This is a genomic window from Streptomyces sp. HPF1205, assembly GCF_020400825.1.
Classification (GTDB): Bacteria; Actinomycetota; Actinomycetes; order Streptomycetales; family Streptomycetaceae; genus Actinacidiphila.
Genome location: NZ_JAINVH010000047.1, coordinates 32,863 through 44,638 on the forward strand (window position 1 = coordinate 32,863; position 11,776 = coordinate 44,638).

The 11,776-nt window shown below is 74.1% G+C and carries 10 protein-coding genes; 7 read left to right on the forward strand and 3 right to left on the reverse strand.

All coding sequences use genetic code 11. The features are described 5' to 3' along the window. Positions 1 to 417: 417 nt before the first annotated feature. Positions 418 to 1,734: an NAD(P)/FAD-dependent oxidoreductase gene (locus tag K7G61_RS33115; protein WP_225850855.1), complete on the forward strand. Its 1,317-nt coding sequence runs from the start codon at positions 418 to 420 to the stop codon at positions 1,732 to 1,734. A 54-nt stretch (positions 1,735 to 1,788) separates the two neighbouring features. On the opposite strand, the gene K7G61_RS33120 is transcribed toward K7G61_RS33115, so the two are convergent. Then, positions 1,789 to 3,501, reverse strand: a complete 1,713-nt coding sequence (locus tag K7G61_RS33120) for a regulator (protein ID WP_225850843.1) — start codon at positions 3,499 to 3,501, stop codon at positions 1,789 to 1,791. A gap of 372 nt (positions 3,502 to 3,873) precedes the next feature. Between K7G61_RS33120 and lipB the strand changes: the two genes are divergently transcribed. The 4 genes from lipB to K7G61_RS33140 all read left to right on the forward strand — a co-directional run bounded on the left by lipB (position 3,874) and on the right by K7G61_RS33140 (position 7,216). Continuing rightward, positions 3,874 to 4,653 carry a lipoyl(octanoyl) transferase LipB gene (lipB, locus tag K7G61_RS33125; protein WP_225850844.1) on the forward strand — a complete coding sequence of 260 codons (780 nt, stop codon included), beginning with the start codon at positions 3,874 to 3,876 and terminating at the stop codon, positions 4,651 to 4,653. Between the two features lie 168 nt (positions 4,654 to 4,821). Continuing rightward, positions 4,822 to 5,781, forward strand: coding sequence for a lipoyl synthase (lipA, locus tag K7G61_RS33130; RefSeq protein WP_225850845.1), 960 nt, complete (start codon positions 4,822 to 4,824; stop codon positions 5,779 to 5,781). Between the two features lie 285 nt (positions 5,782 to 6,066). After that, positions 6,067 to 6,327, forward strand: coding sequence for a hypothetical protein (locus K7G61_RS33135; protein ID WP_225850846.1), 261 nt, complete (start codon positions 6,067 to 6,069; stop codon positions 6,325 to 6,327). Positions 6,328 to 6,535: 208 nt separating this feature from the next. After that, a complete protein-coding gene (locus K7G61_RS33140; protein WP_225850847.1) occupies positions 6,536 to 7,216 on the forward strand; it encodes a DUF4191 domain-containing protein in 681 nt (226 codons plus the stop codon). A gap of 249 nt (positions 7,217 to 7,465) precedes the next feature. Here K7G61_RS33140 and K7G61_RS33145 read toward each other — a convergent pair whose 3' ends face one another. Continuing rightward, positions 7,466 to 7,936, reverse strand: coding sequence for an RDD family protein (locus K7G61_RS33145; RefSeq protein ID WP_225850848.1), 471 nt, complete (start codon positions 7,934 to 7,936; stop codon positions 7,466 to 7,468). A 219-nt stretch (positions 7,937 to 8,155) separates the two neighbouring features. Between K7G61_RS33145 and glnA the strand changes: the two genes are divergently transcribed. Both glnA and K7G61_RS33155 read left to right on the forward strand, forming a co-directional pair. Continuing rightward, positions 8,156 to 9,565 (forward strand): type I glutamate--ammonia ligase, encoded by a 1,410-nt coding sequence (glnA, locus tag K7G61_RS33150; RefSeq protein WP_225850849.1) that lies wholly within the window; start codon positions 8,156 to 8,158, stop codon positions 9,563 to 9,565. A gap of 172 nt (positions 9,566 to 9,737) precedes the next feature. Beyond that, positions 9,738 to 10,664, forward strand: a complete 927-nt coding sequence (locus K7G61_RS33155; RefSeq protein ID WP_225850850.1) for an Fpg/Nei family DNA glycosylase — start codon at positions 9,738 to 9,740, stop codon at positions 10,662 to 10,664. 8 nt (positions 10,665 to 10,672) lie between these two features. On the opposite strand, the gene K7G61_RS33160 is transcribed toward K7G61_RS33155, so the two are convergent. Then, complete coding sequence (locus tag K7G61_RS33160; RefSeq protein ID WP_225850851.1) at positions 10,673 to 11,539, reverse strand: aldo/keto reductase; 867 nt, start codon at positions 11,537 to 11,539, stop codon at positions 10,673 to 10,675. Between the last annotated feature and the right edge of the window lie 237 nt (positions 11,540 to 11,776).

Below are 11,776 nucleotides of genomic sequence, written 5' to 3' on the forward strand. Positions count from 1 at the left end.
GGCCGGCCGGGGTTCGCACGGGAGCCGGGGCGCGCCGGGCGCGCCCCGGGCGGCCAGGCGTACGCGGCCGGTACGCGGCCCACGAGGCGTACGCGGCCGGTACGCGGCCCACGCCGGGCCCGCCCGGGAAGCCCCGGAGGCGCCGGGTCCCCCGGGGCACCGCCCGGACACGCCCGCGCGCGACGGCCCGGTTCCGATCCGGCCGGAACCGTCCGGCCGCACCCGCATTGATCGGGTTTGTTGAGGGCATGACCACTACGCCCTTGTCGCCGCCGCGCGCCCACAAGTCCCGCGCGGCGGGACCCGCACCCGCCACCCGGGAGGGACATGCTCTCGACAGGACCGCGGCCGGCGCCCCGGCCCGCACCACCGACGGCCCAGCGCCCGGCACCGCGACCCCGCCCCGACGTGATCGTGATCGGCGCGGGCCTGGCCGGACTGGCCGCGGCTCACCACATGCTCGCCTCGGGACTGACCGTCACCGTGCTGGAGGCGAGCCGGCGGCCGGGCGGCCGCATGGCCACCGACACCGTGGACGGGTTCCGGCTCGACCACGGGCCGCAGCTCCTGAACACCGCCTACCCCGAGCTCGACCGCACGCCCGGGCTGCGCGGGCTGCCGCTGGCCCCGCTCGCGCCGGGTGCGCTGGTACGTGTCGCCGGACGCTCCCACCGGATCGGCCGGCCGCGCGGCCACGGCCCCGCGCCGGGCCCGTTCACCTCCCCGTTCGCCTCGCCGCTGGCCTCCCCGCTGGACAAGGCGCGGCTCGGTGCCGCGCTCGGCCGGCTGGCGGGCACCGCGCCCGCCCGGCTCGCCGCCCGTACCGAGACAACGGCGGCGCAGGCGCTGCCGGAGCGCGGGTTCGCGCCGCGCACGGTCGACGGGTACCTGCGCCCGCTGCTGGCCGCCCTGCTGTGCGATCCGGAGCTGGGCACGTCGAGCCGGGTCGCCGACCTGGTGCTGCGCGGCTACGCCAGGGGCCGGGTCTGCCTGCCCGTCGCGGGCGCGGCCTCCGTACCGGAGCGGCTGGCGGCGGGACTGCCGCCGGGGACGATACGTTTCGGGACGCGCGCGACCGAGGTGGCCGTGAACGCGGTGCGCACCGAGGACGGCGCCGAACTGCCCTGCCGCGGCGTCGTGGTGGCGACCGACGCGCGGTCGGCCGGGGAGCTGCTGCCCGGCCTGCGGGTGCCGGCGTTCCACCAGGTGACCGTCGTCCATCACGCGGCGCCCAGGCCACCGCTGCGCGAAGGCGTCCTCGTCCTGGACGGCGACCGGCTCGGCCCGGTCTCCCACTCCCTCCCGGCGAGCGAGATCGACCCGACCCGCGCCCCGGCCGGCCGGTCGCTGATCACCTCGGTCGTCCTGGGGCCGCCGCCGGACGACGACGGCAAGGCGGTCCGCGCCCACCTGGCCGAGCTCTACGAGACGTCGACCGACGAGTGGGAACTCCTCGCCGTCCGCACCGACCCGCGAGCCGTCCCGGCGATGCCCGTGCCCCACGACCTGCGCCGGCCGGCGCGCCTGCTGGCCGGGCTGTACGTGTGCGGCGACCACCGCACCACGAGTACGGTCCAGGGCGCCCTGCTGTCGGGCCGCAGGGCCGCGGAAGCGGCCGTACGCGACCTGGTGCGGGACGCGTCCGCGCCCCCACCGGAGTCCGGGGAGTCGCGGCCGCCCGGGACACCGCCGCGGTCCGAGGACGCGGGGGGACGGGAGGAGGAGGCGGCGTAGGCGGCCGGGTTCCGCGCGTGGCGCCGCCCCTGCCGCTCAGCGGGGCGGCGCCGCTCAGCGGGGCAGCGCCGCGCACCTCTCGTGGTAGGTCCGCACCACGGCCGTGTCGCGGTAGGGCCCCAGCCGGCGCTCGAAGTCCCGTACGTACTCGGCCGCGCGGACGGACCGCATCTCGGCCGCCTGCTGGGCGACGTCGAAACCGAGCGCGCAGGCCGCGTCGAGGTCGCCGAGGCCGAGGCGGGCGGTGGCCAGGACCGTACGGCAGAACAGGCGGCTGCGGACGTAGCCGGCCGCCCGTAACTGCAGGGAGCGCTCGGCGTGCTGGGCGGCGGTGCGGTACTGCTGCAGGTCGCGGTGGCAGTGCGCGAACTCGTCGGCGAGCTGGGCCTCGTCGAAGAACCGGGCCCAGGACGGGACCTCCTCCCCGGCGCGGGCGGCGGACAGCGCCCGCTCGGACCGGGCCAGCGCGGCGGCACAGGCCCGGGGCTCGCCGAGCAGGCCGTGCCCGCGGGCCTCTGCGGCGTGCAGCAGGGCTTGGACGACCGCGGGGGCCGCGGTGCCGACGCCCTGCTGGGCGACCCGGGCGAGCTGGACGGCCTCGCGGCCGTGGCCGAGGTAGACGGCCTGGCGGCTCATCGTGACGAGCACGTAGCCGCCGTAGACGCGGTCGCCGGCGGCCTGGGACAGGCGCAGGGCCTGGACGAAGTACCGCTGGGCCAGGCCGTGCGCCCCGATGTCGTACGACGTCCAGCCGGCCAGCCGGGTCAGCTCGGCGACCGCGCCGAACAGCCGCCGGCCGAGTGCCTCCGCGTAGCCGCCGCGAAGCATCGGCTCGACCTCGTGCTCCAGGTAGCGGACGAGGGCGAGGCGGGCGTGCCCGCCGCCGTAGGCGTGGTCGAGGGTGCGGAAGAGGTCGCCGACGGCCCGGACGGCGGCGACGTCCCCGCCTCCGACCCGCTGCCTGCCCGGGGCCGTCCTGGCGGCGGACGGCGCCAGGACGGCGCCTCCCGGGCCGGGGACGCCGCGCCCCCGGCTCTGCGCGGGAACCCTGGCCGCGGTGGCGGCCGTCTCGGCCGGGCTCCGGGCCACGGAATCGTCGGGGCGCCCGATCAGCCAGTCCCTGCTGGGCACGACCAGCCCCGCGGGGGTGAACGCGATCTTGCGCAGCTCGGCCTGCTGGCCGGTGTCCTTGCGCCACAGGCCGCTGACGATGTCCACCGCCTCGTCCGGCGTCCCGGCGTACTCCAGGCCCGCGTAGACCGGCGCACAGGCGTCCAGGCCGAGGTCCTGGGCGGACAGGCGGCGGCCGAGCCGCTGGGTGAACACCTCGGCGATGAGCGCGGGAGTGGTCCCGCGCGGCTGCTGCCCGCGCAGCCAGCGGGTCACCGACGTCTTGTCGTACCGCAGGTCGAGGCCGTGCTCCAGGCCGAGCTGGTCGACGCGGCGGGCCAGACCCGCGTTGGAGAAACCGGCTTCGGCGATCAGCGCGGCCAGTCTCCGGTTGGGCCGGGCCGGGCGGTCGGGGTCGGTACCGGGGGCGGGATCGGCACCGGGACGGGAGTCGCGACCTGCGCCCGCGCCGGGGCCGGGACCGGGACCGGGACCGGGACCGGGGGCAGTATCGGCACCGGTGCCGGGGGCGGGATCGGGGCCGGGGGCGGGATCGGGGTACGGCTCGGCGGCCGACCGGTCCTGGAAACGGTCGGCGGACTCCCGGAGGGGGTCCGGGGCACGGTCCTCGGTCTGCTGCGTGGAACGGTCCGTCATCGGCGGTGCGGCCACTTCCTCTGGTTCTCTCCGGCTCCGGTCTCTCCGGCTCTGGTTCTCTCCGGCCCCGGCTCTCTCCGGCTCCGGCTTCTCCGGCCCCGGTCCTCCCCGGCTCCGGCTCTCCGCGGCTCTGCTGTCTCACTCGGCTCTCGTGCCTCGGGGGAATCCCGGGGACGGCGCGAATGTAACTCTCCGTACCGGAAAGCTCACCGTAAGAGCCGCATATTCGCCCGAACGGGCTACAAGCGCGCGCGGGGAAGCGAGGGCCGGGAGGGTTGTCCACAGGCCCGCGCGGGTCCGGCCGGGAGCCGCCGTACAGTGAGGTGAGGCGCATGTCCGGCGGCGGATGTGCGCACAGCGGAGGGAGTCGTCGTGAGTGAGCTGCGCTTCGTGCACCTGGGGTTCGGGGCCGACGCCGTGGAGTACCGGGAGGCCTGGCAGGAGCAGCGCAGGGTGCACGCGGCGAGGTTCGCGGACGAGATACCGGACACCTGCCTGCTGCTGGAGCACCCCCCGGTCTACACGGCCGGCCGCCGCACCGCCGACAGCGAGCGGCCGCTGGACGGCACGCCGGTGGTCGACGTGGACCGCGGCGGCAAGATCACCTGGCACGGCCCCGGCCAGCTGGTCGGCTACCCGATCCTGAAGCTGCCCCGCCCGGTCGACGTGGTCGCCCACGTGCGCCGGCTGGAGGAGGCGCTGATCCGGGTGTGCGCGGATTTCGGTCTGGAGACCTCCCGGGTCGAGGGCCGCTCCGGGGTGTGGGTGCTGGGCGACCCGGTGGAGGAGCGCACCAGCAACGGGCTGACCCTGGACTTCGACCCGCGGCTGGCGGACGAGGAGTTCGACCCGCGGCTCAACGGCCCGGAGTACGCCCCGTCGAACGCCGGCCAGCGCGGCGAGGACCGCAAGGTCGCGGCGATCGGGATCCGGGTCGCCAAGGGCGTCACCATGCACGGCTTCGCGCTCAACTGCGACGCCGACAGCACCTGGTTCGACCGGATCGTGCCGTGCGGCATCAGGGACGCGGGTGTGACGTCGCTCTCGGCCGAGCTCGGCCGCCGGGTCACGGTGGCCGAGGTGCTGCCGGTCGTGGAGAAGCACCTGACGCAGGTGCTGACCACGGCGGTGCCGCTGCCGCGCGCGGTCTGACGCCCGGCGGCCGCGCCCGCGCCGGGGTCCCGCCCCGGGCAGGGTCCGGGCGGTCGGCGGGTGCGGGAATGCGCCTTGAGGGCCGGTGGTTGAAACCGCTGAGGGGCCATATGAACAACGGGCGTACCCTGGGGTTCGCCGAAGAATCGAAGTCGTAGGGAGCCGGTCGTGTCCGCAGTCGCACCCGACGGACGCAAGATGCTGCGCCTGGAGGTCCGCAACAGCCAGACCCCCATCGAGCGCAAGCCCGAGTGGATCAAGACCCGGGCGAAGATGGGTCCCGAGTACACGCAGATGCAGAAACTCGTCAAGAGCGAGGGCCTGCACACCGTCTGCCAGGAAGCCGGCTGTCCCAACATCTACGAGTGCTGGGAGGACCGCGAGGCCACCTTCCTCATCGGCGGGGACCAGTGCACCCGGCGCTGCGACTTCTGCCAGATCGACACGGGCAGGCCGCAGGCGCTGGACCGCGACGAGCCGCGCCGGGTCGGCGAGTCGGTGCTGACCATGGACCTCAACTACGCGACGATCACCGGCGTGGCGCGGGACGACCTGGAGGACGGCGGTTCCTGGCTCTACGCGGAAACGGTCCGGCAGATCCACGCCATGACCGCGCAGCGCCCGGGCGGCCGTACCAAGGTCGAGCTGCTCATCCCGGACTTCAACGCGGAGCCCGCCCAGCTCGCCGAGGTCTTCGGGGCCCGCCCCGAGGTGCTCGCGCACAACGTGGAGACGGTGCCGCGGATCTTCAAGCGGATCCGGCCGGCGTTCCGCTACGAGCGCTCGCTGGAGGTCATCACCCGCGCCCGCGAGGCCGGCCTGGTGACGAAGTCCAACCTGATCCTGGGCATGGGCGAGGAGCGGGCCGAGGTCAGCCAGGCGCTGCGGGACCTGCACGGCGCCGGGTGCGAGTTGATCACCATCACCCAGTACCTGCGGCCGTCGGTGCGGCACCACCCGGTGGAGCGGTGGGTGAAGCCCGCGGAGTTCGTGGAGCTGAAGGAGGAGGCCGAGGAGATCGGTTTCGCCGGGGTGATGTCCGGGCCGCTGGTCCGTTCGTCGTACCGGGCGGGCCGCCTTTTCCAGCAGGCCATGGACCGGCGCGCGCAGCAGCCCGCCGCGAGCTGACCGGTCGGCCGGTAGGGGCCGGACCGCGGTCGTGCCGCGGCCCACGGCGGCGGCGCGACCAGGGAGTTCGGCGGGTTCCCCGACGCTGCGGGAGCAAGCTCGGCTTCGTCCGCCCGGGCGACTTCACCCGGCCGGTCGCGCGGTTCCCGGCGTCGTCCCTTTGGCCGGATGACGGTTTCATGTGAGATTGACCGGCTGGTCACCGGCTGGTAACACGGTGTGGCGAGGCTGGTTTCCGCCACACTCCCATTTCCGCTGCGTTCTGAGAGTTTCCGAGAGGGCGCCATGTCATCCGAGCCCGCGTACGCCGCTCGCCCGGTCCGCCTGTCCCCCGCGGCCCACCCGTATGTGCCCGTGGCGGGTGCGCTGCGAGCCGTCGAATCGTTTCTGCTGCGCGGCGGCCAGCAGACGGCCCGCCGCAACGCCTGGGCGGCCGTCGTCGCCGACCGGCAGCGCGCCAGGGACCGCAGGGAGGCCGAGCACGAGATGGCCGCGCTGCTGCGGGCCGGCCGCGGGCCGGAGCTGACCCCGGGCGCCGGTTCGTAGCACCGCCGCACGGCCGGCCGCGCACCGCGGGTCACGCACCGCGGGTCACGCACCGCCCGCGCGCGCACCACCCGCGCGCGCACCGCCCGCCGCATCAGGCACCGCTCGCCCGCCCGCTCGGCCGGCGGCCCCGCGCCCGGCGGCCCCGCGCAGACCCGTGACACGGCCGCCGTGACGGTGGACCGCCAGGCCACGTATCCTTTGCGGCATGGCGAGGAAGGAACCATCCGAGAACCCTGGGCGGCTGTCACAGATCGCGCAGACCTACAAGATGACCCGGCAGGCCGATCCGCGGATCGGGCTTGTCATTGCGGCTGTGGGAATCGTCACCTTCGGTGTCATCCTCGCCCTCGGCTTCTTGATCGGCCATCCCATCTACGCGGGCATCCTGGGCGCCCTACTGGCCGTCCTGGCGATGGCCGTCGTCTTCGGCCGCCGGGCCGAGCGGGCCGCCTTCGGGCAGCTGGAGGGCAAGCCGGGCGCGGCGGCGGCCGTGCTGCAGAACGTGGGCCGCGGCTGGACGGTCACCCCCGCGGTGGCGATGAACAAGAGCCAGGACGTGGTGCACCGCGCAGTCGGCCGCGCGGGCGTGGTCCTGATCGGCGAGGGCAACCCCAACCGGGTCAGGAGCCTGCTGGCCGGTGAGAAGCGCAAGGTCGCCCGGGTCGTCTTCGACGTCCCCGTGCACGACTACATCGTGGGTGACGGCGAGGGGCAGATCCCGCTGAAGAAGGTCCGCGCCACCCTCATGCGGCTGCCCCGCACGCTGAGCGGTCCGAAGACCACGGAGGTCAACGACCGGCTGCGGGCCCTCGGCGACCTGATGAGCAACATGCCGATCCCCAAGGGTCCGATGCCCCGCGGGATGCGGCTGCCGCGCGGCCGCTGAGCGCCGGACGGCACGTGACGGCCGGGGCCCGGGACCAGCAGCCGTCTGCTGGTCCCGGGCCCCGGCCGTGTCGGTCTCATCGGCCGTGTCGGTCTCATCGGCCGTGCCGGTCGCCCTACGTGCCGGTCGCCCCGGCCGCGTCGGCCGTGTGTCGGCCGGCGTGGATCGTGCCGGCCGTGCGGTCTTGCGGATCTTGCGGGGCTTGCGGGTCGTACGCGTCGGTCGCCCCGGTCAGATGCGGCGCCCCGGTCAGATGCGGACCTCGACCGTCCTGGCGGCCTTGTCGTGCAGGCCGCGGCTGTCGCGGTCCCAGATGACGGCCGGCACGAACAGGAGCAGCAGGACCGTACGCAGCAGGGCGGCGCCGAAGCCGAGGCGGGTGCCGCCGTCGACACGGACCACGCGCAGCCGCAGCAGGCGCTTGCCGGGAGTGCTGCCCACCAGGAGCAGCGAGATCAGCGCGACCGCGCCGAACACGGGCAGTGCCCAGGAGTTGGCCGCGTGCGCGTCACGGTGCGCGATCAAGCCGTATGCGATCAGCACGCTCAGCAGCCAGTCGACGAGCACCGCCGCCAGCCGCCGGCCGAAGGGCGCGATGGATCCGGGCCCCTCCTTGGGCAGGCCGAGCCGCTCGCCGCGGTACCCGAGTTCCACGCCCATCCGCTCGGCCGCCGCGCGCGGGCCGGACAGCCATGATCCGATTGCTTCCCTGTTGTCCACCCGTCCACGGTAACCCCCGGTGGCGGCCGCGGGACCGTGCGGGTGCCCCGGCCGCCGCCCGGCGATCGGGGCCCGCCGACGTCGCGGTTAACACCCACGAAACAAATGGGTCATGCTGGAGAAACCCCCGATCCCTATGGTGCGGGCAGTGTGGGCCGCCGTACTGGCCGCGCTTCGAAACGCATCCCGACCCCCGGGGCCGGGCCTAGGAGGAGTTGGATGTTCCAGAACGCCGACGACGTCAAGAAGTTCATCGCGGACGAGGACGTCAAGTTCATCGACGTGCGGTTCTGTGACCTGCCCGGCATCATGCAGCACTTCACCGTGCCGGTCTCGTCCTTCGACCCGGCCGAGGAGCTCGCCTTCGACGGCTCGTCCATCCGCGGTTTCCAGGCCATCCACGAGTCGGACATGGCGCTGCGCGCCGACCTCTCCACCGCCCGGGTGGACCCCTTCCGCAGGGACAAGACCCTCAACATCAACTTCTTCATCCACGACCCGATCACCGGCGAGGAGTACAGCCGGGACCCGCGCAACGTGGCGAAGAAGGCCGAGGCGTACCTGGCCTCCACCGGTATCGCGGACACCGCGTACTTCGGCCCCGAGGCGGAGTTCTACGTCTTCGACAGCGTCCGCTTCCAGACCTCGCAGAACGAGTCGTTCTACCACATCGACTCCGAGGCCGGCGCCTGGAACACCGGCGCCCTGGAGGACAACCGCGGCTACAAGGTCCGCTACAAGGGCGGCTACTTCCCGGCCCCGCCGGTCGACCACTTCGCCGACCTGCGTGCCGAGATCAGCCTGGAGCTGGAGAGGGCCGGGCTGCAGGTCGAGCGCCAGCACCACGAGGTGGGCACGGCCGGCCAGGCGGAGATCAACTACAAGTTCAACACGCTGCTGGCCGCCGCCGACGACCTGATGCTCTTCAAGTACATCGTGAAGAACGTCGCCTGGCGCAACGGCAAGACCGCCACCTTCATGCCGAAGCCGATCTTCGGTGACAACGGCTCGGGCATGCACGTCCACCAGTCGCTGTGGCAGTCCGGCTCGCCGCTGTTCTACGACGAGGCCGGCTACGCGGGCCTGTCGGACACCGCCCGCTACTACATCGGCGGCATCCTCAAGCACGCGCCGTCGCTGCTGGCCTTCACCAACCCGACGGTGAACTCCTACCACCGCCTGGTCCCCGGTTTCGAGGCCCCGGTCAACCTGGTGTACTCGCAGCGCAACCGGTCCGCGGCCATGCGCATCCCGATCACGGGCTCGAACCCGAAGGCCAAGCGCGTCGAGTTCCGCGCCCCGGACTCCTCCGGCAACCCGTACCTGGCCTTCTCGGCGCTGCTGCTGGCCGGCCTGGACGGCATCAAGAACAAGATCGAGCCGGCCGAGCCGATCGACAAGGACCTGTACGAGCTGGCTCCCGAGGAGCACGCGGGCGTGCCCCAGGTGCCGACCTCCCTCCCGGCGGTCCTGGACTCCCTGGAGGGCGACCACGAGTTCCTCCTGCAGGGCAACGTCTTCACCGCGGACCTGATCGAGACCTGGATCGACTTCAAGCGGACCAACGAGATCGCACCCCTGCAGCTGCGCCCGCACCCGCACGAGTTCGAGCTGTACTTCGACGTGTGATCGGCGTGTGATCGGCGCGGACCGCGTGTGACCGTGCGTGATCGGCGCGTGACCGTGCGTCGTCGCGTGGCGGCGTGTTTCGACGGGCTCCGTGGCCGCCGGCCGTGACCTTCCTCACCGGGAGGCACGGCCGGCGGCCGTTGTGCGGGCGGTCGGGGGCAGACTGGGGTACATGCCTGAATTGCCGGAAGTCGAGGCCCTCGCCCGGTTCCTCGGGGAACGGGTGGCCGGGCGCGCGGTGGGGCGGGTGTACCCGGTGGCGGTGCACGCGCTGAAGACGTACGACCCGCCGGTCGGGTCGCTGGAGGGGCAGACCGTGGCGGGCGTGGCCCGGCACGGGAAGTTCCTGGACTTCCGGGTCGGCCCGGCGCACCTGGTGGTGCACCTGGCGCGGGCCGGTTGGGTGCGCTGGAGCGACAAGCTGCCCGCGCTGCCGCCGCGGCCCGGCAAGGGGCCGCTGGCGCTGCGGGTGCTGCTGGCGGCGGACGCGGAGGGCGGGGAGGGCGGGGACGGCGGGGAGCGCGGGACGGGCGCCGGGGCGGCGCTGTCCGGTGAGGGCTTCGACGTGACCGAGGCGGGCACCCAGAAGCACCTGGCCGTGTACGTGGTGCGCGATCCGCGGGACGTGCCCGGGGTGGCGCGGCTGGGTCCTGACCCGTTCGACCCGGCGTTCACCCTCGACGCCTTCCGGGACCTGCTCGGCGGGGAGCGGCGGCAGATCAAGGGGGTGCTGCGCGACCAGAGCGTGATCGCCGGCATCGGCAACGCGTACTCCGACGAGATCCTGCATGCCGCGAGGATGTCGCCGTTCAAGCTCGCCGCCGGCCTGTCCGAGGCCGAGGTCGAGGGGCTGTGGGCGGCGGTCGGCAGCACTCTCGCCGATGCGGTCGAACGGTCCCGCGGCCTGCCGCTGAAGGACCTCAAGGCCGAGAAGAAGAGCGGGCTGCGGGTGCACGGCCGCACGGGCGAGCCCTGCCCGGTGTGCGGGGACACCGTCCGCGAGGTCTCGTACCGCGACTCCTCGCTCCAGTACTGCCCCACCTGCCAGACCGGCGGCCGGCCACTGGCCGACCGCCGGCTGTCCCGGCTGCTGAAGTAGCCGGCGGCTCAGACGGCCGCGGTGAGCGCCTCGTACTCCTCGTCGGTGAGGGTGATCCGCGCCGCCTCGGTGTTCTCCTCCAGGTGCGCCACGCGGGACGTGCCGGGGATGGGCAGCGTCACCGGTGAGCGGCGCAGCAGCCAGGCCAGGGCGAGCTGGGAGGGGGACGCCTCGTGCCGCTTGGCGAAGGCGTCCAGGGGGCTGCCCGGGCGGGCGAGTTCGCCGGTGGCCATCGGGTACCAGGGGATGAAGGCGAGGTTCTCCCGCTCGCAGTAGTCGAGGACGTCCTCCGAGCGGCGGTTGGCGAGGTTGTAGAGGTTCTGCACGGACGCGATCCCGGTGATCCGCCGGGCCTGCTCGATCTGGTCGACGGTGACCTCGGACAGCCCGATGTGCCGGATCTTGCCCTCCTGCCGCAGCAGTTCGAGCTCGCCGAGCTGCTCCTCCAGCGGCACCTTGGGGTCGATCCGGTGGAGCTGGTAGAGGTCGATCCGCTCCACCGCGAGGTGCCGCAGGCTCAACTCGGTCTGCTGGCGCAGGTATTCGGGGCGTCCGACCGGCCGCCAGTCGCCGGGTCCGGAGCGGGTGAAGCCGCCCTTGGTCGCGATGACCAGGTCGGCGGGGTACGGGTGCAGGGCCTCGCGGATGAGCCGCTCGCTGACGAAGGGCCCGTACGAGTCCGCGGTGTCGATCAGGGTGATGCCGAGCTCGACGGCCCGGCGCAGGACGCGGACCGCCTCGGCCGGGTCCTCGGGCTCGCCCCACACCCCGGGGCCGGTGATCCGCATGGCGCCGAAGCCGAGGCGGTTGACGGGCAGGTCGCCGCCGATGGCGAAGGTGCCGGAGGCGTCGGCCGGACGGGCTTGCGTGGTCATGGGGGATCCTTTCGGAGGCCTTCCGGGGGCTCGTGTCCGCCGCCATCATGCCGCGTACGCAGGGGGGCGGCGCGGTGGGCAGCGGTGGCAGCGGGGGGCCGCGGCGGCCGCGGTTACGGCGACGTGGCGGCGGACACGGGCGGGAAAGCGGCAGGGGGGGGGGGGGGAGGGGGGGGGCCCGGCGCCCCCCCCCCCCCGGGGGGGGGGGTTGGGGGTGGGTTTCTGCGTCCCGACCGG